We start from the raw sequence: 20922 nt of genomic DNA, 5'->3' as shown, positions 1-20922 counted from the left end.
CAATTACCGGCGGGCCGCCAATGAGGGAGCGGCGCGGACTCCCGCGCTCACGGGGACAGCGTGGCGAGCAGGAACGCCGCCGTCATCCCCACGTTCGGAGCGCTGTTGAAGGACGGGTCTTCGTGTCCGGCACCCGCGAGGGACACGAAGGTCGAGCGGGCCCCCGCACGCGAGAGCGCGTCGTGGAGCGCCTGCGACTCCGAGATCGGGACCATCCGGTCACGGTCCCCGTGCATGATCAGGAACGGTGGCGCGGTGGACGAGACCCGGAGCAACGGGCTTGCCCTGCGCGCCACATCGGCGACTTCGTCGGCCGATCCCGGTCCGAAGAGGGCCACTTCAGGGCCTGGCGGGCGGATGGCGGCCTCCAGCGGGCTCCGGGTCGCCGACGACACGAAGTCGGTCGGACCGAACCAATGCACCACCGCCTGTACGTCACTTGAGTGCTCCGGCGCGTAGTCGGCGCCCGTTCCCCCGGATCCCTCGGAATCCGGTACCTCGAACTCCGGGTCGCCCGGCGTGAGGCCGGCGAGCGAGGCGAGCATCGCGCCGGCCGACGCTCCCCACAGGCCGATACGGTCGGTGAGCAGCCCGTACTCGGCGCCGTGCGCGCGCGTCCACCGCACCGCCGCCTTCACATCGCGTACCGGGGCGGGGAAGACGACCTCCGGCACCAGCCGGTACTCCACGGACAGCACCGCCACACCGTGCGCCGCGAGCGGTGCGAGCCGTACTTCGGCGTTCGCCGCCTTGTCGCCGCGCGACCAGCCGCCGCCGTGCAGGTGCACGACGGCGGGCACAGGCCCGTCGATGTCGGGCCGGTAGAGGTCCAACCGGAGCTTGCGGCCGTCGACTTCGGCGTAGGTGAGGTCGGTCAGCCGGGTCACGCTGGTCATCGCGCGCTTCTCCTTCGTGGGTCGGTCACGGTCGGGGACAGGGCTAGGCAGGTCGCGCCGACCCACATCCCCCACCGCCGCCGACACACCCTACGGACACCCCGAGTTCGGACCGTCAGCGCGCCGCGACCGTCGCCGGGCAGGAGGCGTCGCGGCTCGGCCGGCTGCCCGTCGTCAGGAATCCGGTGACCGCCCGGTCCGCGCAGGCGTCGCCGCCGCCGTCGCCCAGGTAGGCGCCGTGGCCGCCGTGGTCGACCGTCACCAGCCTGGCCCGGTCGCCGAGTGCCTCACGCATCTTGAGCGCCCCGAAGTACGGGGTCGCCGGGTCGCGGAGGTTCTGGACCATCAGGACGTTGGACGGCCCTTCGGCGGTGATCCGGGTGGGCTTGGCCGCCGGTGCGTGCTTCCAGAAGGCGCAGGGCGTGATGTCCGCCGCCATCCCGCCCGTCAGCGGATACCGGGCGCGGTCGGCGGCCACGGCGCGCTCGTACGACGCGACCGACCCCGGCCACCGTACGTCGTTGCAGAGCACAGCGACGACGACCGCCGCGTCCTCGTCCGGCATGGGCTGGGCCACGAAACCGGGCAGGACGGGCTTGTCCTTCGGGTCCTGGGCCGCCTTGATGAGGGCGGCGAGTTGGGGGAACGAGTCGTCGCTGTACAGGTCGTTCTGGAGCACTTGGCGCAGCACGTTACCGGTCAGCGGAACGCCCTCGGTGGTCGTCTCCCTCGGTGCCCGGTCCAGCTTCGCGGCCACGTCGAGGAACAACGGCTCGACGTCCTGCGGCCGTTGGGCCAGCCGGAGCCCCTCACTCTCGCGGGCCGGGTCGGCGGCCCAGGCCGCGAAGTCGGGGAAGCGGTCGGCCGCCGCCCTCGACATGTTCGCCAGCCAGCCGCGCTCGACGCGTGTCGGATCCGGGTCGCCGGAGCTGTCCAGGACGAGACGGTCGGTGTGCTGCGGGTACTTCTGCGCGTAGACGGCCGTGACGTACGTACCGTAGGAGACCCCGTAGGCCGACAGCTTCTCCTCGCCCAGCGCCTGACGGAAGCGGTCGATGTCGCGTGCCTCGTTGTCCGTGGTGAAGCTGTCCAGCACGGGGCCTCCGTGGCGACCGCACGCCTCGGCCACGGCGCGGGAGGTGGCGACGTCCTCCTTGATCGAGCCGTCCGGCGCCGGCCAGGATCTGAGGTTCACCAAATACCGCTGGCTTGCGGGGAGTTCGCAGCTCGCCTTGGTACTGCCGCCCACACCGCGCGGGTCGAGGCTGACGATGTCGTACGCGCCCGCCATCTCCTTGAGCAGGGCGTTCCCGCTCTGTCCCACCTCCTGCACCCCGGACCCGCCAGGACCGCCGGGGACCACCAGCAGTGTCCCGCGCCGCGCCTCGGGCCGGTCGCTGCGGACCCTGGTGACGGCGACGGTGACCTGCCGGCCGGCCGGGGCCGCGTAGTCGAGCGGTACGGACAGATCAGCGCACTCCTGCCCGGCCGGCCCGCCGGACACGGCGCACGGCCGCCAGGTGAGCGCGCGGGACGCGGTGGAGGCGGGGGCGGAGGCGGACGTGGCGGCGGTGGCGGTTGCCCCGGTCAGGCCGGTGGCGACGGCTGCCGCCGAGAGGGCGATCAGAAGCGTTCGTGAGGTGTAAGTAGGCATGGAAACAAGGGTGGTTGACGGGGCCACTGATGCCCATCCAGCAGGCCTGCCACCACCGGTGGGGCTACCCCCAGCGGGACGGGCCAGGTCAGCCGCCGGGTGGGGGCGACACGTACATACGGAATTCACGCAGCCCCGGCAGATGCCGCGCCGGTTCCGGCCGCCATCCGCGGGTGTACGCGGGCACCGGTCGGCCCTGCTCCAACAGCAGTGCCACCGGCCGGTGTTCGGCCAGTCGCAGCAGGTCGGTCGAGCTGAGGCTGCTGTCGTGCCCGCCGATCTGCCGGGACGCGCAGCCGGCGCGGAAGGCGATCCGTACCGCTTCGAGACCGGTGACGGTGCAGGGCGGCCGTACCCCCTGGCGGTTGAGTTCGGCGGCGACGAAGCCGATCGAATCGCGGGTGGCCCTGCTCCGGTCGACGATCCCGTGCAGCGTCGCGTACTGCGAGCCGACGTGCACCACCAGGACGAGCGCGACCACCGTCGCCGCCTGTGCGCGCAGCGCGGGCCGCACCGCCGCGACCAGCCGGATCAGGCCCAGGGCCACCGGGAGGAAGAGCAGGGCATAGGTGGGCAGCAGGAAGCGCGGCGCCGCGTAGTCGATCATCAGCAGATACGGCACGGCGAGGGACAGCCCGGTCAGGGCCGGCAGGAGCACGACCGCCCTGAGGCGGGTGCGTACGGCGGCCAGCACCCCGCCGAGGACCAGGACCGGCAGGGCGAACCACCACAGGGCCGCCGACGGCCGGCGCCAGGGCATGTCGCACGGTCGGCACAGCGATCGCCCTTCCAGCGCCCGCAGTTGATAGCCGAAGGCGAGGTGCCAGCCCATACCGCCCTGGATCTCGCTGGACCGGTGCAGCCGGGTGATGAGCCCGCCGTAGGCGGCGTACGCCTCGACCACCCACTGACCGGCCCCGGCGACGGCACCGGCGAGAAGCACCAGCACCACCAGCGGGCTGCGCCACGCGCGGACGGCCAACGCGGCCACCAGGAGGGGCAGTACGAGCCACACCGCGTCGCTCGGACGCATGAGCGCGGCGACGGCCACGGCACACCCCAGGCCGACGAGCGCGGGGACGGGGGCGCGGGCGGCGGCAGCGGTCGTACGTACACCAGGAGCGTCGGCGTGTCCCGCACGCACCGCGCGCAGAAAACAGCCGGTCGCGATGAGCGAAGAGAGCGCGACCGCCAGGTTGGGCATGACCTGCGGGCCGTAGAAGAGGGTGATCCACAGCGAGGCGAAGAGCGCACCGGCCAGCGCGACCACCGGCCCCGGCAGCAGCGACCGCCAGATCCGCAGCCCGAGGAAGAGCGCGCCCCCGGTCAGCACGGCGAGGTAGCAGCGCAGAGCGGTGACGGAGTCGGTCAGTTGGGTCACCGGAGCGATGAGATACGTGATGCCCCGGGCGCGCGGCGCGCTGAAGAACGACGCCGGAGCTTCCGTGCTCACCTGGCTGACATAGACCGTCTCGTCCCAGCCGAGCCCCATCCCCGGTACGACCAGGAGGAGTTGGACGAGCGTGAAAGCGACGGCGACGGCCCCGGTCCAGGCGTTCCTGGACAGCGCACGCGCCAGTCGGCCGCTGCGTCCTCCTCCCCAGATCTTGGCGTCACGGGGCTCTTCCGGGAATCGCCCGGAGGCGACGGGCACCTGATGCATAGCGCCACGCTGCGCCCCCGGGGCCGGTCACAGCCGCGCGACACCGGCGCGGGGCCGCGATTCATCCCTCGAACGGACGCATGACGGCGGCGGGTGCGCGGACCGCACCCGGCGTCAGGAACCGCCGCGCCCCACCACCCGGGCCGCGAACAGCGCCAGATCCGCCCTGATCGCCTCGGGGGTCGTCCCGGGAGTCGCCTCGGAGCTCGCCCCAGGGGTCGTCCCGGGCCCGGCCAGCAGATGTTCCACCAGGTCGGCGCGGACGGCGGCGAGCAGCGCGTGCGCGGTGAAATCCGCGCTGTCCATGCCCGGTACCGCCTCGAGCGTGTCCCGCAGGATGTCGTGCCACCAGGTGTAGTGGGGCCCCTCGTACGGACTGCCGCTGCCCGCCTCCTCCAGGGCCAGGGAGAGGTAACGGTTGGCGAGCTTGAAGCTGAGAAGGGCGTCGAGCAGCGCGGGCACCCGTTCGTACGGGGAAGTGCCGGGCCCGAGCGGCGCCGGGCCCGCCTCCACGGAGTGCCGGAGCGGCTCGATACGCGCCGCGAACAGCGCGCGGATCAGCCCGGTGCGGTCGCCGAAGCGCCTGAAGAGCGTGCCCTTGCCGACGCCCGCCGCAGCCGCGATGTCGTCCATCGACACGCTGCGCGGGCTCTCGTGGCGGGCGAAGAGCGCGTCGGCGGCGGCCAGAACGGTCTCACGGTTACGTACGGCGTCCGACCGCTCCTTGCGCTCCCTGCGCTCGCTGCGTTCCCTGCGCTCCTGACCTGCCTTTTCGTCGTCCATCGGGCACGACCTGAACCTTCCCTTGAAAAACCGGACCGCCAGTCCGTATAGTTAAGCGGACCGACAGTCCATATATTAGAGGAGAACCCCCATGCCCGACCTCACCCCCCGGTCCCCGGCCGACCTCTACCGCCACGGCCTGCGCCTCCTCCTCGACAAGGACATCGACGGCTGGGTCGCTCTGTCGGACGAGAACGTGGTCTTCGAGTTCCCGTTCGCGCCCGAAGGCGCCCCCAAGCGCCTGGAGGGCCGGGCCGCGCTCGCCGGCTACATGCGCGGCTACACCGATCACATCGACCTCCACGACTTCCCGTACGTGGAGATCCACCGGACCGAGGACCCGGAGACGGTCGTCGCCGAGATGCGCGGGATCGGACTCGCCGCCGCGAGCGGGGCGCCGCTCGACTCGTCGTACATCGCCGTGGTGACGGTCAGGAACGGCCGCATCACGCGCTACCGCGACTACTGGAACCCGCTGGTGATGCCCGACTCCATGCGCGCCGCCGCACCGAGCGCCGCCGCACCCGCACCCATCGGCAGCGGCAACGGCAGTACCGTCCTGGTCACCGGAGCCACCGGCAACACCGGCAGCCGGGTCGTGCGCCGGCTCGTCGCGCTCGGGCACCAGGTCAGGGCCGCGAGCCGTGGCGCGGTCGATCAGGGCGACGGCGCGACGCCGGTCCGCTTCGACTGGGACGATCCCAGCACGCACGACGACGCGCTGCGCGGCGCCGACCTGCTCTACCTCGTACCGCCGACCGGCGCGTACGATCCCGCCGCCGTCATGCTGCCGTTCCTGAAGCGGGCGAGCGCCGCCGGAGTGCGGCGGGCGGTGCTCCTCAGCTCGTCCGCGATCCCCGCCGGAGGTCCGGGAGCGGGCCGGGTGCACCAGGCCGTCGCCGACACGTTCGGTGAGTGGGCGGTGCTCAGGCCGTCGTGGTTCATGCAGAACTTCACCGACCGCCACCCGCACGCCGACACCATCCGCGCCGAGGGCTCGATCCTGACCGCGACGGGTGAGGGCCGGGTCGGGTTCGTCGACGCCGACGACATCGCCGCGGTCGCCGTACACGCACTCCTGGACGCGACAGCGCCCAACACCGATCTGATCATCACCGGGCCGCAGGCGCTGAGTTACGGCGAGATCGCCGCCACGGTCGCCCGGATCACCGGTCGCGCCGTGCACCACACACCGATCCCGTACGAGCGGATGCGCGAGCGGCTGGCGGCGGCCGGCATCCCCGCCGAGTTCGCCGCGCTGCTGGCCGGCATGGACCGGTCGATAGCGGACGGGGCGGAGGACCGTACGACCGGCACGGTGGAGGCGATCACGGGCCGCCCGCCGCGGTCGTTCGCCGCGTACGCGGCAGCGCACGCCGACTCGTTCGGGAAAGCACCCGCCGTCCGGGCGTGACCGGGATGGCCGCCGGGCCGGTGATCGCGTGTCGCGCCGCCGTTCGAGCGGTGCTCATCTCCGTACGTATCGAGCCTCGGCGCTCCGGGCCCCCGCTGCTGGTAGGCAGTGACCGCACGGGGACCGCCCCGATCATCTGACCGTAGGAGAGAAGCATGACCATTCGTCATTTCGGATTCCGTCGCGCGCTGCTCGCCACCGCCCTCACCGGGGCGCTGCTGTCCGCCCTGTCCGCACCGCTCGCCACGGCGCGTGACGCGGGCGAAGGCCTCGGGCCCGTGCCCGGAGCCGGGTTCGGGCCGGGGCACTCAGGGCCGAGACCGACGATCGTCCTGGTGCACGGCGCCTTCGCCGACGCTTCGAGCTGGAGCGGGGTCGTCGAACGACTCCAGAGCGAGGGCTACACCGTCGTCGCTCCCGCCGACCCGCTGCGGGGCCTGACGACGGACTCCGCCTACATCGCCAGCTTCCTGAAGAGCGTCAAGGGACCGATCGTGCTGGTCGGCCACTCGTACGGTGGCGCGGTCATCACCCAGGCAGCCGCCGGTGACAAGGACGTGAAGGCGCTCGTCTACATCTCCTCCTTCGTGCCCGACAAGGGCGAGGACCTCGGCACCCTCAACAACAAGTTCCCCGGCTCGGAGCTGAACCCCGCGCTGGTCCAGGTGCCCTTCGACAACGGCACCGGCAAGGGCGGCACCGGTACGGACCTCTACATCGACACCGCGAAGTTCCACCGCGTGTTCACCGCGGATCTCGACCCGGTCCAGTCGGCCGTGCTCGGCGCGTCGCAGCGGCCGATCAGCGCCACGGCGTTCACGGACAAGACGAAGGCCGCCGCCTGGCACACCATTCCCTCCTGGGCGCTGGTGGCCAAGGAGGACCGGGCGATCTCTCCCGAACTGGAGCGGTTCGAGGCGAAGCGCGCGCACTCGCACACGATCGAGATCAACAGCTCACATGTCGCGATGATCTCGCACCCGGATGTCGTCACCCGCCTCATCGACGACGCCGCGGTCACGACGGCCCGCTGACGCAGGGGGCCACTGCCAGTCGCGGCCCACTGTCAGTCGCGCGGGCCGCGGTGCCTGCGCCGCAGGTGGCGGACGATGAAGAACCCGACCACCGCCACCAGGAGCGCCAGAAAATACAGCTCGTACCGCTGGATGGCCGGGTAGATGGTGTCCACGTTCTGGCCGGCGTAGTAGCCGAGCGCCGACCAGACACCGACCCACAGTGCCGCGCCCAGCGCGTTGAAGGCCAGGAATCTCGACCACGACATCATGCTCATGCCCGCGATGATTCCGTTGGCCTGGCGCAGGCCCTCGATGAACCGGGCGACGGTGACGACCTTGCCGCCGTGGCGGGTGAAGAACGCTTCGGCCTTCCCCACCCGCTCCGGCGTCAGCAGCACATACCGGCCGTAACGATCGACAAGCCGGTGGCCGCCGAAGCGTCCGATGGCGTAGCCGACGTTGTCGCCGGCCACGGCGGCGACGAAGGCGATCACCACGACGGCGACGATGTCGAGCCGTCCGGTCCCGGCGTACACGGCGGCGGCGATGAGCACCGTCTCGCCCGGGACCGGTACGCCGAAGTCCTCCACGAAGAGAAGGAAGCCGACGGCCAGGTAGCCCCAGTGGTCGAGGATCGGTGCGAGGTCGCCCAGCACACCGGGCAGCGGGGGCCCGCTCATCGCCGCGCCTGCCGTGTTCCGCGTACGGCCGTCCCGCGTACGGCCGCGCGGGCCACACCCTCGCTGCTTGTCACGCCGCCGTACTCCCCTCGTCCGGTGCGGGCCCCGGCCGCGTCCGGTGCGGGCCTGGATCACCCACCGTAACTCCGGGGGACACCGGCGCGCGGCGGGCCACGCGCCGCCGCGCCGCCGTTACGACCGCCGCGCCGCCGTTACGACGTGGGCTCGGCCACCGGAGCACCCGGCCCGGGGCCCTGCCCGGGCCCGGGGCGCCGGTACGTGTCGCCCGTCATCGACTCCAGCTCCTGCTGCTTCGTCTCCGGCACCTTGCGCTGGACGAAGAAGAACGAAGCGAGCGCGAAGAACGCGAAAGCGCCGTACAGCCACGACAGGCCGACCAGCTTCGTCATCGGTTCGAAGGCGAAGGTGACGATGAAGTTGAAGATCCAGTTCGACGCGGTGCCGATGGCCAGCGCCATCGCACGCATCCGGTTCGGGAACATCTCGGCGAGCATGATCCACAGGACCGGGCCCCAGGAGAGCGCGAAGAAGACCACGAAGGCGTTCGCGCCGACCAGCGCGAGCGGGCCGTACGGGCTCGGCAGCGTCACGTTCGCTCCGGTGCCGTGCTGCTGGGAGAAGGCGATCGCGGTGAGCAGCAGCGCCAGGAACATGCCGACGGAGCCGATGGTCAGCAGCCTGCGGCGGCCGACCCGGTCCACGAACAGCATGGCGACCACCGTCATCACCACATTGATCCCGGCGGTGATCACCGACGTGGTGAACGAGCTGGACTCGCTGAAGCCGACCGACTTCCACAGCGTGGTGGAGTAGTAGAAGATCGCGTTGATCCCCACGAGCTGCTGGAACGCGGCCATGATGATGCCGACCCACACCAGCGGATGCAGCCCGAAACGGGTGCCTCGGATGTCCGCGAAGCTGCTGTGGCTCTCCTTCTTCAGGGTTTTCTTGATCTCCTCGACCCGCCCGCGCGGATCGCTCTCACCCGACACCCGCTCCAGGACGCCGGCGGCGTCGTCGTACTGCCCCTTGAGCACGAGGTAGCGCGGCGACTCCGGAATCCGCATCGCCAGTACGCCGTACACGACCGCCGGGATGACGCCGACCAGGAACATCCACCGCCAGGCCTGCATGCCGAACCACAGCTCCTGGGACGCCCCGCCGGCGGCGCCGGCCAGGCCCTTGTTCGAGCTGAGCACGACGAGCTGGCCGATGGTGATCGCGAGCTGCTGCAAGGAGCCCAGCGCGCCGCGCCCCTTGGCGGGCGCCACCTCCGAGATGTACGCGGGGGCGATCACCGAGGCGACCCCGATCGCCAGGCCGCCGACCACGCGCCACACCATGAGGTCGAGCACGGAGAAGGAGAGCGCCGAACCGACGGAGCTGATGACGAACATCAGCGCCCCCAGCACCATGACCTTCCGCCGCCCCCAGCCGTCCGCCAGCCGGCCCGCGTACCAGGCGCCGACCGCGCAGCCCAGCAGCGCGATGGAGACGACAAAGCCGGAGAGGAACGAGCCGAGGTGGAAGTGCGACCCCAGGGAGTCGACGGCGCCGTTGATCACGGAGGAGTCGAAGCCGAAGAGGAAGCCGCCTACGGCGGCCGCGATGGAGATGCCGACGGCTTTGCTGCCTCGGCTGGACGCTGCTGGTCCGGGGGCGTGTACGGCTCCGGGGCCATGGGCGGTTTCGGTCATGAGCGTTATCACCTGACTGGCATCGGTTACTGATGAGGCGCCCCCCGCCGGGGCGTACATTTCGGTGCACACCACACGCGTACGCCGCTCATCTACCCCTGAGTGCCCGGGTCAGTCGCCCCGGTCAACCGGGTCAGGTCTCCGGGAGCCGTCGGGCCGCCGCCCGTCGCCTCAGGCCGTCTGTTCCAGGACGCGCACGCCGTACGGCGGCAGGGTCACCTCGTCCAGCGGCTCTCCGGTGTCCAGATCGCACAGCCTGCCGTCGGCCGAGGGGCGCACGGTCAGCTCCCGCTCGGCCTGGCTGACCAGCCAGACGAAGCGGCGCCCGTCCTCGTGCGTCAGGGTGTCGGCGGAGACGTACGGGGTGGGTACGGTCACCGGGCGCGCGACGCCCGCGACCTCGGCCAGCGCCGCGTACAGGCGGTGGGTCTGCTCCGGGTTGGCGCGGGGCGTGCGGGCGGCCATGTGCTCCAGCGGGTAGGTGGCCAGTACGGTGCGGCCGGCGCCGAGGTCGTGGCTGAGCAGCGCGGGACGGCCGTGCGCGTCGGTGGCGACGGTCCGCGCGCCGTCCGGGACGACCGGGAGGTAGGCGCGGCTGTCCTCGTTGCCCGCCACGGGGAAGCGCAGGGTCTCGCCGGCCGCGATGCCGCCGAAGTCCTCGGTGAACGTCATCTCCAGCACGTCGTCCTCGATCGGTTCGGTCACCCCGTAGGCGAGTTGGAGCTGTACGCCGAACAGTCCGTCCAGGTCGTGGAACCACGGGCCCCGCGTCCCCGGGTGTTCGCCCGAGCAGAACGACAGGTACACCGTCGCCCCCTCGCGCGCCCTGCTCTCCAGGACGCGCCGGGTGCGGGTGGTCAACTGCCGTGTGGAGGGCAGGAGATAGAGCGATGCCTGCCCGGCGCCGGGGAGGCCGTCCGCCTCGCGGGTGAGCGCCACCGGGAGGTCCGCCGCGTGCGCGGCCACGTAACTCTGGTGCAGCGAGCCGAAGATCAGCGGGCGGTCGGCGGCCCGGCTGTACGGGTAGCCGCGCTCCAGGAACGCGGGGAGGACCAGCGCGGTGTCGGCGTCCACCCGGCGGCAGCGCGTGAAGTCGGTCCGCTTCAGCACACCGGCGAACGCGGCCATCTCGCGCAGCGGTTCCTTCGGAGCGCCGGTGTGGTCGGTGATGCCGAAGTGCATCTCGAAGGGGTGGTGGTCGTACGGCGACTGCTCCCACAGGTCGTCGTAGTCCGTGTTGTTCCAGGCGATCCAGCCGGTCGCCCCGCCCAGCAGGGAGTTGTGCAGCGTCTGCCGGTAGTGGACGCCGGCGTTGGCGGCGGAGACGGTGTCGGTGGACACACCGAACTCCTCCAGGACGACGGGCTGCCCGGTGGCCGCGGCGAGTTCGCACTCGAAGGCCGCCCGGTAGTGCTGGCGCGGCCGGTCCGTGTCCGAGCGGTAGACGTGCGGGCCCACGAAGTCGACGTACTCGGCGGTCTCGCGGAGCGAGAAGCCGTTCTCGCGGCCTGTCACCTCGATGCCCCACGCGCCGTCGCCGAGCGATACGGGCTGGGTGCCGCCCGCCGCGCGTACGGCGTCGCACATGAACTGCGCCCACGCCGTGACCACGTCCGACGAGGGCGGGTCGACCTGGTAGACGCGGGCGTAACCGGGCATCTCGTTGGTGATCAGCCAGCCGGTGACGGCCGGATGGTCCTTGAAGCGGCGGGTCATCTGCGAGACGAACCAGGCCTGCCGGCCGACCAGCCACACGTCCTCGTACAGATCCCGGCCACCGCGCCAGGCCGGATCCCAGTTCTCGCCCGACATGTGGCCGACGATGAAGGTGGGGACACAGCCGAGGCCCAGTTCGGTGTGGGCGTCCAGGAAGTCCCGGAAGCGGTCGCAGAGTTCCTCGTCGACGCGGTGCGGCTCGGGGTGGAAGTCCGGCCAGTAGAAGAAGGAACGGGTCATGGTGAGCCCGTGGTCCTTCAGGACGGCCAGCTCCGCACGGACCGTCTCCGGCTCGTAGTTCCGCCACATGAGCGGACCCCCCGTGCGGGACCAGAAGTTGGCGCCCAGCCAGGGCAGGACGGTCGAGTCGTGGGTGAGGTGGGCGCTGTGGCGTCGCATGGGTCTCCTAGGTCCTGTCCGGCGGATCTTCGTGGATCGGCCCGGGGCGTCTGGTGCGGTATATCGCAAGGCGGAGGATCGTCCTCGTACTGGACGTACTTGGACGACTCCGACAACGCGGCGAGATGCCGTGCCAGGCGTTCCGGGCCCGCGAAGATCCGCCGGACAGGGCCATGGTGTGGGCCGCCTCAGGCCAGCAGCAGCGAGCGGGGCTGCGCGGATAGAGACTGGTCCAGGACCAGGCAGGCCGCGCCGATCGCCGCCACATCGGTGCCTATGTGGGTCGTCGTGACCGTGGTCGGGTGGATCCGCTTCACGAAGGGGGACGCCGCGACCATCGGTTCGATGACCGGGAGGAAGCGTCCCGACAGCAGCGGCCAGGCCGGGCCGCCGAACACGATCAGGTCGGAGTCGACCAGGGTCGCCGCCGCGCACACCCCCCGGCCGACGCGGACCGCCCAGCGGTCGATGATGCCGGCCGCCGTCGGGTCGGCGCCGGCGGCAAGCTCGGCCAGACAGGTCAGGCCGCGCTGGGCGTCGTGGGGGCCGGTGGGGGCGAATTCGGGTCCCAGTACGCCCAGTTGGATTCCCTCGTCGACCAGGGCACGGGTGGTGCAGGCCGCGCCGAGGCCTCCGACCTCGCCCACGTTGCCCGACACTCCGCGCAGCACCGCGTCGTCCACGACCAGGCCCATGCCGGAGCCGGTGCCCAGATAGAAGAAGAGGAAGTTGCCGGTCTCGGTGGCCGCTCCCGCCCAGCGTTCGGCCACGGCCGCCGCGATCACGTCCTTGTCGATCAGCGCGGGCAGTCCCGTCGCCGCGCTCAGCCGGTCGCGCAGCGGGACGCTGCTCCAGCCCGCCAACTGCGGTGGATCCACGACCAGTCCGGCGGCGGCGTCGATGGGGCCCGGCACCGCGACCCCCAGGCCGAGGATACGGTCGCGGTCGGCGCCGGACCCGGCGATGAGGCCGTTGATCGAGGCGCTGATGTCCTGCGTGGTGCGCTCAGGCTCACCGCTGCCGGCCGTCGGCTCCTGCCGGTGCGCGACGACCGTACCCAACAGGTCGAGCAGGACGTACGTGATGACCGCCGGGTCCAGGTGGACACCGACGGCGTACCGCGCGCCCGGGCTCAACCGGAGCAGCGTGCGCGGCTTTCCGCTGCCGGAGCGTGTCTTGCCGCTCTCGTGCACGACCCCCTGGTCGAGCAGCCGGCGGCAGATGTTGGAGATGGTCTGCGCCGAGAGGCCGGTGGCCGTCACCAGCTCCACGCGGCTCAGACCGTCCGGGACGCGGCGGATCGCGTCCAGGACCACGGATTCGTTGAAGTCGCCCACGCGCGGCAGGTTGGTGCCGCGCCGGATCGAACTCCGTCCCCCACTCGTCAAGGTGACCTCCAGGCCGGGCGGGTGGGGGTCAGGACAGTTCGCGTACCAGCAGCACCGACCACGGCTGGATCGTGGCGTCCAGCCGCAGAACGCCGTCGTCACCGGCGCCGACGGCCCGGACCTCCGTGGCCCTGGCCATCCGGTCGAGGTGCGCGAGCTGCTCCCGGGTCGGCTCGGCGGGCGAACCGAGCGCGCGCCAGGCGCCGATGGCGTCGCCGTGTTCCCCGTCCAGCACCTCGACCTCGAAGCGCGCGCCGGGTCGTACGCCGTCCACGCGCAGGCTCAACTGGCGCGGCGAGCCCTTGCCTTGGGTGTGCTGGGCCACCTCGCGGCTGTCGAAGGACGCCGGCACGGACTTCGGCTCCTCCTGCGGGTAGTGGTGCACGAGCGCGGTGATCCGCCCGGTGCGCGAGTCCCGGCTGACGACGGAGTCCTCGGCGCTGTCGATCAGTTCGTCGCCCAGCGCGTTGAGCATGCGGTAGGCGTGGAACGTCGGCTTGGGCACACCGGGGAGTGTGATCATGCCGAAGCCGCCGTGGAACATCTCGTCCCCCGCGCCGCCCTCCTCGAAGACATCGGTGAAGGTCCAGTACGCCAGCGAGTCCACCGTCCCGATCGAGTGCAGCGCACACCGCACCACATAGGTGGCCGCGGGCAGTGTGTCGTGGGCGTGGTCACGGGGTGAGGACGACGAACTCCACTCGGTGAGATGGATCTCCGCGTCGGGGAAGCTACTCGCGTCGATCATGGTCCGCAGCAGCGCGAGGTCGTCCGGGGTGGCGTCCTTGCCGCGCGTCAGCTTCTCGCCCCGGCCGTGCTCGTCCAGCGCCCAGTCGGTCGGATAGGGGTGGGTGGAGACGAAGTCGACGGGCAGGTCTTCCCGTTCGCAGAAGTCCAGGAACGCTTCCATCCACACCGGACGCCACTGGAGGTCGTCGATGTCGGTGCGTCCTGCGACGATGCGGTTCTCGATGTTCTCCGACTCCCCGCCGAAGCGCTCGTCGGGTACGAAGTTGGAGGTCGCGGGACCGCCGACGCGCAGCCCCTGGTCAACGGCCTTCACCGCCTGGGCGGTTACGCGGTACAGCTCGAAGTACTCCGACCGCGTCCCGTGGAAGAAGCCCCACAGATTCGCCTCGTTCCACACCTCGAAGTACCAGCCGCGTACCTCGTCGACGCCGTAGCGGGTGATCCAATGCCGCACCGTACGGTCGATCAGCGCGGCCCACTTGGCGTGGTCGACGGGCGGGGCGCCGTGCGCGCCCCACCAGAAAACGGTCTCCGTCTCGCGGGCCAGGGCGCGCGGGCTGAAGCCGAACTCCACGAACGGGCGGACCCCCATGTCGAGCAGCGCGTCGAAGAGCGCGTCGACGTACTGGAAGTTGTAGACGGGGGTGCCGTCCTCGCGCTCGGTGTAGACGAACATGTCGTCGTGGAAGAGGCCGTGGAAGCGGACGTACGCGAAGCCGCACTCCTTGGCGGCCTCGGCCATCTGCCGCTGCCAGTCGGCCCGTAGCCCCTCGTTCGCCCGGCCGGCGCCGACGACTGTGCTCCAGAAATGCTTCAGCGGGGCCCCTGGAGCCTGCGCGTCGGCGGTAACGGTGAGGGCATCCGGCGTGGCACCCGGCATCGGCGGTTCCTTCTTCTCACTGGTAAATCAAAATGATTGATTTATCGTCCGCCCGGAGATCAACGTCCGTCAAGGGTGCGGAGGCAGCACCGCACGGAAGCCGTCAGCGCGACGTGCGGTAGGCGGCGCGCAGTTCGGACCGGTTGACGAGGAAAGCGGTCGGTATGAGGGCCACGGCACCCGCGACCTGGAGAACGACGAACCACAGCGGGAGGGCGCCGGGGATGCTGTCGATGGCTATGACCGCGATCGGCACGACCACCGCGATGACGCAGACGCGCACATAGGCCGATCGCGATCCCCGTGCGGCGAGGCCGAGCAGCCAGTACGTCACCGCGGCGCTCGCGAACATCCCGCCGGTCCGGCCCCACATGAACGAGCTGACCTGCTCGCCGTTGATCGAGAGGATGACGACCACGAGCAGGACGGCGACGCTGAACGCGCCGTAGACGGCGACGGACCTCCTCATCTTCCCGAACGCCCGCTGAAAGTCCGGGTGGTTGAGGCGGTGCTCAGCCCCGGCGATGGGGCGCTGGCCTGCGGTTTCCATGGTTGTCTCTTCCCTCGTGCCGTCCGGCGTGGTGTGACGCTTTCGATGCCTTCAACGCTAGGGAGCGCACGGATCACGCGGTATGAGCCTGGACCTACGGATGGGTGGGGCCAGACCCACTCCTGAGCCGATTCACGGGGCTTCGGGCCCCCCGCGGTGCACAGTTGGGAGCATCAATCCGTACCGGCCGGCGCGGTGCGTCGCGGGGGACCGCCGCCGCCACGGCCCGGGTCATGAAGCAGGAGGAAGAGTCATGCGACAAGTGGTGTCGTGGCTGGCCGGCGCCTGTCTGGGGTTCGTACGGGCGTGCGTGGTCATGGTGGTCAGCCTGCTGGTCCCGGCCGTGTGGGCCGTCGCCGTCGCGCTGTGGATCTGGTGGTCGGGCAACGCGTGGTCCTGGATTCCGGAATTCGTGTGGGCGTGCGTCGGCACACTCGCCCTGTCCCGCCCCGTCTGCCGGATCGTCCGCTCCCTCGTCGCGAAGTGGACAGCCACCGTCATCCCCGGCGGCTATCGGGAGGCCGGCCCGGTGGTGCGGCTGTCCACCGGGTACTGGTGGAACGGTTTCTCCTACACGCGCAGCAAGAAGGACGCCCTCCAGGAACAGCGCCTGCGCCTGCGCTGGCGCGATCCCGCCACCTGGCGTGATGTGCGCTTCATGGCGATCGCACCGTTCACGATGGGCGTGGTCGCGTCCGTCCCGCCGGCCGGAGTCGCCCTGGCGGTCATCGGGCTCAGCCACTCAGGGCTCGCCCCGCGCCTGATCGGCGTGCTCGGTCTGGCCGTGGCCGTCGCCACCGCCCCGTACGCCTGGCGGTCCGCCGAACCGGTCGCCGTCCGCTTCCTGCGCGCGACGTCCGCGATGGCGCTGGCGGAGCGGGTGGACGAACTGACGGCCCAGCGCGCCGATACGACCGTCGCGCAGGCCGCCGAGATCCGCCGGATAGAGCGCGATCTGCACGACGGGGCACAGGCCCGTCTGGTCGGGCTCGGCCTCTCTCTGGCGACCGCGGAGAAGCTGATGGAGACCGACCCCGAGCAGGCGAAGGCGCTCATGCGAGAGGCGCGGGCCGGCGCCGCCACGTCCCTGACCGAGCTGCGCGAACTGGTCCAGGGCATCAACCCGCCGGTGCTGAACGACCGGGGGCTCCTGGACGCCGTTCGCGCCCTTGCCCTGGACAGCCCGCTCGAACTCGAAGCGGACATCAGCCCCGATCTCCAACTGCGGCTGGATCCGCCGATCGAGTCCGCCCTGTACTTCGCAATCGCCGAACTGCTGACCAACGCGGTCAAGCACGCCCACGCGACCCGCGCGCGGATCTCCATAGCCCGGGACGGCACCGGCACAGGCACCGGCACCGGCACCGACCCGGACACCGACCTCGTCATCGTCGAGGTCGAGGACAACGGCCGGGGTGGCGCCGCCGTACGGCCCGGTGGTGGGCTCGCGGGCCTGCGCGCCCGTATCGCCGTCTTCGACGGCACTCTGGAGATCACAAGTCCGACAGGCGGGCCGACCCGCGTGAGGATGATGGTGCCATGCGAATCGTTGTAGCCGAGGACCTCTACCTGCTGCGCGACGGGATGGTGCGTCTCATCGAGGCGTACGGACACCAGGTGGTGGCGACGGCGACGACCGGACCCGAGACACTCGACGCGCTGCTGACCTGGCGGCCGGATGTCGCCGTCGTCGACGTCCGCATGCCGCCGACCCAGTCGGACGAGGGCCTGCGCGCGGCTCTGGCCGCCCGGCGCGAAGTGCCAGGACTGCCGGTCCTGATCCTCTCCCAGTACGTCGAACAGCTCTACGCCCGCGAACTCCTGGCCGACGGCGCCGGTGGCGTCGGCTACTTGCTCAAGGAGAGCGTGTTCAACGCCGACCAGTTCACCGACGCCTTGGAACGCGTCGCCGGTGGCGGGACCGCCATGGACGCGGCCGTCATCTCCAAACTGCTGTCCAGCGGGTCGTCGAACCGACGGCTCGGCGGACTCAGCGAACGCGAACACTCCGTGCTGAGCCTCATGGCCGAAGGCTTGTCCAACCAGGCCATCGGCCGGCGGCTCTTCCTCAGCGACAGCGCGATCAGCAAGTACACCACCTCCCTGTTCGGCAAACTCGGCATCACCGATGACGACAGCGGCAACCGCCGCGTCCTCGCCGTCCTCGCGTACCTGAACAACCCATGAGGTACGAGCCGCTGCCGGGCCCGGCTGACGGCCCCCGCTACCGAGCCCGACCGTCAGGCCGAGTGGTCCGAGCCGCCCCCGTCCGGGTTCAACTCCTCGGCCCGGAGCGCCAGATTCTGGAGCACCTCGGCGGAGGACACGTCCTGCTGACCGGTGTCATGCACCTGCGCCAGCATCACGAAGGCGAGGCTGAAGGCCCCGACAAGCTGTTGGATCGCGCCGCCGACCTCCCGCGCGACCAGCGCGGCGATCTCCTCATGGGTGGCTTCGCCCGGGATCTCGACATTGGGCATCGTCTCGTTCAGGAGTGCGGTCACGATGCCTCGGTCGGTGTCCAGGTCCTCCCGCTCCACGTCCTTCTCGATGAGTCGCTGCCACTCGCCGGCTTCGGTGAGGATTCCGATCACTCGCTTCATGACCTCGCTCTGCTCCATGCCGCGAGCATAGGTGCCAGGTCGTGGCCCGCGCCGCCGCCGACACCGCCACCCGGTCAGGCGGGGCCGGTCGCTCTCAGTAGATCCACGCCTCGTACGACATGACGTCACCTGCCTTGATCTTGTACTCCGGCACGGCGCGGAGGTAGACCGTCTCGATCCCCAGGATCGCCCCGGTGTCCGGATCGAGGATCAGCAGATAGCGGATCGCGTTCGCCCGCCCGGGAGGTGTGTACGTGTACGCCTGCCCGGTGCGCCCCAACCGGTCGACGATGGCGCCGACCGGACGCACCCCGTCCGCCTTCGCCAACAGGCTGGCGAGGGCGGCGTTTTCGCGGGTCCCCGGCGTCCACTCGTGCAGGAATCCCCGCAGGTCCTCCAGCAGCGCGGTGGTGGAGGTGCCGTCGCCCGGCGCCCCGAGTGTGGTGAAGAGGTAGCGGCGCAGCCCGGCCGGATCGTGCGGCGGGGGGTCCACGAAGGTGGTGGTTCCCAGCGCGCCCGGCAGGTCTGTGGTGTTCTGGAGCACGGTCCCGTCGGAGACGGTCTTGTTGTCGTCGCCCGCGATGACCGGTTTCCCGGGGTGCGAGGGGTCCGTGGCCACGACGATGTCGGTCCGGCTGCCGTCCGCGTTCCACCTGGTCAGCCGCTCCTCCGGCACGGTGATGGGCGGCGGGGCGTCGTGGCCGCTCCACATGCCCATGCTCCACGACTGGTAGTGGCTGCCCATCCGGGCGGGGGTGACGCCGTCCCTGGCCTGGGCGAGCCGGGCCCTGCGCGCCACTTCGGCGAGCGGGACCGCCGCGGTGTTCCGCTCCACGACCAGCGGCCTGGGCGCCGCCACGGCGAGGGCAGGGTTTCCACCGGTGGGGAAAACGACCAGGAGGACGGCGACGACCGCCGCCGCAGCGCCGGCCAGTACGGTGTGCCGCGCGCGGAGCCGGTCGAGGCCGCGCGTACGGGAGTTGGACGTACGGGCGTCACGCGTACGGGAGCCGCGCGGCGGTTCCGGGGCCCCTCGCCGCGAAAGTCCGGCGAGCCGGTGCTCGGCGGCGAGGTCCAACGGCCGGTCCCTGAAGGGCCCTTCGTCCCGGGACACGGGGTTGGCCTCGCGCAGGAGGTCGAGTTCGTCGGTCATCGCTGCCACCCTTCCAGCTCGTCGACGAGCCTGCCGTTCTCGTACCGCCCCGTCTGCTGGCCCGTCTGCCGACCCGCTTGCCGCCCCGTGTCCTCGTCCACCTGCCGCCGCCCCGCCTGCTGCCCCCGGTACTGCTCCAGCGACTCGATCTGCGCGCGCAGCCTGCCCCGCGCCCGGTGCAGTCGCATCGCCGCTGCCCGGCTGCCGCACCCCAGGACGGTCGCCACCTCGGAGATGTTCAGCTCCTCCCAGGCCGTGAGGCGCAGGATCTCCCGGTCCGCCTCGGAGAGACGGGCCAGTGCGCCGTGCATCCAGAGATACGGATCGTCGGCGGCGGGCCCTTCGTCGACCTGGGTCCGCCGTACGGTCTGGTGGTGCGCGAGGCGGTCCAGCAGCCTGCGGTAGCGACCGGCGCCGCGCAGGGAGTTGGCGACGCAGTTGCGCGCCACCCCGTACAGCCACGGCAATGCCGGGTCGGGCAGCTCGGCCCGGCGCCGCCAGGCGACCACGAACACGTCCGCGGCCACTTCCTCGACCGTGGCGTCCTGGCCGCCCAACCGCCGCGCTATGTAACGGCTGACCGCCCAGTAGTGCTCGCGATAGGCGGCGGCGAAAAGATCGTCGTCGCTCATACCCTCTCAGTGTCCGGCACGCCCCCGATCGTCACAGGCGTGTCCTGTGTCACAGCGGCGGCCCGGGTGTGACGGTGCGCGCGGCGCCGGACACAGCCGTGTTGTGAACGAGAACCCCGGCAGCGCCGTCGCCCCACCGCCCCGCCCGCACTCCGTCGTCGGGTGGCTGACCACGACCGATCACAAGACGATCGGCACGATGTACCTGATCACGTCGTTCGGTTTCTTCTGCGTCGCCGGACTGATGGCGCTGTTCATGCGCGCCGAGCTGGCCCGTCCCGGTACGCAGATCATGTCGAACGAGCAGTTCAACCAGGCGTTCACGATGCACGGCACGATCATGCTGCTGATGTTCGCGACGCCGCTGTTCGCCGGATTCGCCAACTGGATCATGCCGTTGCAGATCGGCGCGCCCGATGTGGCGTTCCCCCGGCTCAACATGTTCGCGTACTGGCTCTACCTCTTCGGCTCGACGATCGCGGTGGGCGGCTTCCTCACGCCCCAGGGCGCCGCGGACTTCGGCTGGTTCGCGTACTCACCGCTGTCGGACGCCGTGCACTCGCCCGGGGTCGGAGGCGACATGTGGATCATGGGTCTGGCCCTGTCCGGCTTCGGTACGATCCTGGGCGCCGTCAACTTCATCACCACGATCATCTGTATGCGGGCGCCCGGCATGACGATGTTCCGGATGCCGATCTTCACCTGGAACGTGCTCCTGACCGGTGTGCTGGTCCTGCTCGCCTTCCCCGTCCTCGCCGCCGCGCTGTTCGCCCTGGAGGCCGACCGCAAGTTCGGTGCGCATGTCTTCGACGCGGCCAACGGCGGGGCGCTGTTGTGGCAGCACCTGTTCTGGTTCTTCGGGCATCCGGAGGTCTACATCATCGCCCTGCCGTTCTTCGGGATCATCTCCGAGGTGATCCCTGTATTCAGCCGCAAGCCCATGTTCGGTTACATCGGACTCGTGGCCGCCACGATTTCGATCGCGGGCCTTTCGGTGACGGTATGGGCCCACCACATGTATGTGACG

18 protein-coding genes and 1 pseudogene are annotated in these 20922 nt (G+C 70.9%); 6 read left to right on the top strand and 13 right to left on the bottom strand.

From position 1 onward, the window contains the following. Positions 1-47: 47 nt before the first annotated feature. The 4 genes from QR77_RS20825 to QR77_RS20810 form a co-directional block, all read right to left on the bottom strand. Entirely contained in the window at positions 48-896 is an 849-nt protein-coding gene (locus QR77_RS20825; protein WP_040023547.1) for an alpha/beta hydrolase, read from the bottom strand. A gap of 115 nt (positions 897-1011) precedes the next feature. Further along, complete coding sequence (locus QR77_RS20820; protein ID WP_052488938.1) at positions 1012-2550, bottom strand: alpha/beta hydrolase; 1539 nt, start codon at positions 2548-2550, stop codon at positions 1012-1014. A gap of 88 nt (positions 2551-2638) precedes the next feature. Next, positions 2639-4213, bottom strand: coding sequence for a hypothetical protein (locus tag QR77_RS20815; protein ID WP_078876954.1), 1575 nt, complete (start codon positions 4211-4213; stop codon positions 2639-2641). A 114-nt stretch (positions 4214-4327) separates the two neighbouring features. After that, on the bottom strand, positions 4328-4996 hold the full coding sequence (locus QR77_RS20810) for a TetR/AcrR family transcriptional regulator (protein WP_052488937.1): 669 nt from the start codon (positions 4994-4996) through the stop codon (positions 4328-4330). 91 nt (positions 4997-5087) lie between these two features. Here QR77_RS20810 and QR77_RS47475 point away from each other — a divergent pair. From QR77_RS47475 to QR77_RS20800, 3 genes and pseudogenes are all read left to right on the top strand, one after another. Continuing rightward, positions 5088-5486, top strand: a pseudogene (locus QR77_RS47475) (nuclear transport factor 2 family protein); the annotation flags it as partial. Between the two features lie 3 nt (positions 5487-5489). Then, complete coding sequence (locus QR77_RS20805) at positions 5490-6410, top strand: NAD(P)H-binding protein (protein ID WP_052489663.1); 921 nt, start codon at positions 5490-5492, stop codon at positions 6408-6410. Positions 6411-6565: 155 nt separating this feature from the next. Then, a complete protein-coding gene (locus QR77_RS20800) occupies positions 6566-7444 on the top strand; it encodes an alpha/beta hydrolase (RefSeq protein WP_078876950.1) in 879 nt (292 codons plus the stop codon). Positions 7445-7476: 32 nt separating this feature from the next. On the opposite strand, the gene QR77_RS20795 is transcribed toward QR77_RS20800, so the two are convergent. The 6 genes from QR77_RS20795 to QR77_RS20770 form a co-directional block, all read right to left on the bottom strand. Then, positions 7477-8106, bottom strand: coding sequence for a DedA family protein (locus QR77_RS20795; protein ID WP_040023545.1), 630 nt, complete (start codon positions 8104-8106; stop codon positions 7477-7479). A gap of 212 nt (positions 8107-8318) precedes the next feature. Then, positions 8319-9824: a sugar porter family MFS transporter gene (locus tag QR77_RS20790; RefSeq protein ID WP_052488936.1), complete on the bottom strand. Its 1506-nt coding sequence runs from the start codon at positions 9822-9824 to the stop codon at positions 8319-8321. A gap of 171 nt (positions 9825-9995) precedes the next feature. Next, positions 9996-11939, bottom strand: a complete 1944-nt coding sequence (locus QR77_RS20785) for a cellulase family glycosylhydrolase (protein WP_040023544.1) — start codon at positions 11937-11939, stop codon at positions 9996-9998. A gap of 188 nt (positions 11940-12127) precedes the next feature. After that, positions 12128-13276 carry an ROK family transcriptional regulator gene (locus QR77_RS20780; RefSeq protein ID WP_040023543.1) on the bottom strand — a complete coding sequence of 383 codons (1149 nt, stop codon included), beginning with the start codon at positions 13274-13276 and terminating at the stop codon, positions 12128-12130. A 79-nt stretch (positions 13277-13355) separates the two neighbouring features. Beyond that, positions 13356-14957, bottom strand: coding sequence for a beta-xylosidase (locus QR77_RS20775; protein ID WP_040023542.1), 1602 nt, complete (start codon positions 14955-14957; stop codon positions 13356-13358). 103 nt (positions 14958-15060) lie between these two features. Continuing rightward, on the bottom strand, positions 15061-15507 hold the full coding sequence (locus QR77_RS20770) for a hypothetical protein (RefSeq protein ID WP_052488934.1): 447 nt from the start codon (positions 15505-15507) through the stop codon (positions 15061-15063). 253 nt (positions 15508-15760) lie between these two features. Here QR77_RS20770 and QR77_RS20765 point away from each other — a divergent pair, with 253 nt between their 5' ends. After that, on the top strand, positions 15761-17062 hold the full coding sequence (locus QR77_RS20765) for a histidine kinase (protein ID WP_040023541.1): 1302 nt from the start codon (positions 15761-15763) through the stop codon (positions 17060-17062). After that, complete coding sequence (locus QR77_RS20760) at positions 17047-17694, top strand: response regulator transcription factor (RefSeq protein ID WP_040023540.1); 648 nt, start codon at positions 17047-17049, stop codon at positions 17692-17694. The genes QR77_RS20765 and QR77_RS20760 overlap by 16 nt, the downstream gene beginning before the upstream one ends. Positions 17695-17747: 53 nt before the next feature. Here QR77_RS20760 and QR77_RS20755 read toward each other — a convergent pair whose 3' ends face one another. The 3 genes from QR77_RS20755 to QR77_RS20745 all read right to left on the bottom strand — a co-directional run bounded on the left by QR77_RS20755 (position 17748) and on the right by QR77_RS20745 (position 19895). Continuing rightward, positions 17748-18128, bottom strand: a complete 381-nt coding sequence (locus tag QR77_RS20755; protein ID WP_040023538.1) for a hypothetical protein — start codon at positions 18126-18128, stop codon at positions 17748-17750. Positions 18129-18204: 76 nt separating this feature from the next. Further along, positions 18205-19263, bottom strand: a complete 1059-nt coding sequence (locus QR77_RS20750) for a CU044_5270 family protein (RefSeq protein ID WP_040023534.1) — start codon at positions 19261-19263, stop codon at positions 18205-18207. Beyond that, a complete protein-coding gene (locus QR77_RS20745) occupies positions 19260-19895 on the bottom strand; it encodes an RNA polymerase sigma factor (protein WP_063798056.1) in 636 nt (211 codons plus the stop codon). The genes QR77_RS20750 and QR77_RS20745 overlap by 4 nt, the downstream gene beginning before the upstream one ends. 199 nt (positions 19896-20094) lie before the next feature. Here QR77_RS20745 and QR77_RS20740 point away from each other — a divergent pair. Beyond that, positions 20095-20922, top strand: an 828-nt coding sequence (locus QR77_RS20740) for a cbb3-type cytochrome c oxidase subunit I (RefSeq protein ID WP_236711130.1), incomplete at its 3' end; no start/stop codon positions are given.

It is taken from the genome of Streptomyces sp. 150FB (genome assembly GCF_000818195.1).
GTDB lineage: Bacteria > Actinomycetota > Actinomycetes > Streptomycetales > Streptomycetaceae > Streptomyces.
The sequence above is the reverse complement of the archived record's forward strand: the minus strand, read 5'-3'. Positions and strand labels throughout refer to the sequence as shown.

What these genes read in the sequence shown, in the direction of transcription:
- QR77_RS20825 (WP_040023547.1), bottom strand. Translation starts at nt 896, where the DNA reads ATGACCAGCGTGACCCGGCTGACCGACCTCACCTACGCCGAAGTCGAC.
- QR77_RS20820 (WP_052488938.1), bottom strand. Translation starts at nt 2,550, where the DNA reads ATGCCTACTTACACCTCACGAACGCTTCTGATCGCCCTCTCGGCGGCA.
- QR77_RS20815 (WP_078876954.1), bottom strand. Translation starts at nt 4,213, where the DNA reads ATGCATCAGGTGCCCGTCGCCTCCGGGCGATTCCCGGAAGAGCCCCGT.
- QR77_RS20810 (WP_052488937.1), bottom strand. Translation starts at nt 4,996, where the DNA reads ATGGACGACGAAAAGGCAGGTCAGGAGCGCAGGGAACGCAGCGAGCGC.
- QR77_RS20805 (WP_052489663.1), top strand. Translation starts at nt 5,490, where the DNA reads ATGCGCGCCGCCGCACCGAGCGCCGCCGCACCCGCACCCATCGGCAGC.
- QR77_RS20800 (WP_078876950.1), top strand. Translation starts at nt 6,566, where the DNA reads ATGACCATTCGTCATTTCGGATTCCGTCGCGCGCTGCTCGCCACCGCC.
- QR77_RS20795 (WP_040023545.1), bottom strand. Translation starts at nt 8,106, where the DNA reads ATGAGCGGGCCCCCGCTGCCCGGTGTGCTGGGCGACCTCGCACCGATC.
- QR77_RS20790 (WP_052488936.1), bottom strand. Translation starts at nt 9,824, where the DNA reads ATGACCGAAACCGCCCATGGCCCCGGAGCCGTACACGCCCCCGGACCA.
- QR77_RS20785 (WP_040023544.1), bottom strand. Translation starts at nt 11,939, where the DNA reads ATGCGACGCCACAGCGCCCACCTCACCCACGACTCGACCGTCCTGCCC.
- QR77_RS20775 (WP_040023542.1), bottom strand. Translation starts at nt 14,957, where the DNA reads ATGCCGGGTGCCACGCCGGATGCCCTCACCGTTACCGCCGACGCGCAG.
- QR77_RS20770 (WP_052488934.1), bottom strand. Translation starts at nt 15,507, where the DNA reads ATGGAAACCGCAGGCCAGCGCCCCATCGCCGGGGCTGAGCACCGCCTC.
- QR77_RS20765 (WP_040023541.1), top strand. Translation starts at nt 15,761, where the DNA reads ATGCGACAAGTGGTGTCGTGGCTGGCCGGCGCCTGTCTGGGGTTCGTA.
- QR77_RS20760 (WP_040023540.1), top strand. Translation starts at nt 17,047, where the DNA reads ATGCGAATCGTTGTAGCCGAGGACCTCTACCTGCTGCGCGACGGGATG.
- QR77_RS20755 (WP_040023538.1), bottom strand. Translation starts at nt 18,128, where the DNA reads ATGGAGCAGAGCGAGGTCATGAAGCGAGTGATCGGAATCCTCACCGAA.
- QR77_RS20750 (WP_040023534.1), bottom strand. Translation starts at nt 19,263, where the DNA reads ATGACCGACGAACTCGACCTCCTGCGCGAGGCCAACCCCGTGTCCCGG.
- QR77_RS20745 (WP_063798056.1), bottom strand. Translation starts at nt 19,895, where the DNA reads ATGAGCGACGACGATCTTTTCGCCGCCGCCTATCGCGAGCACTACTGG.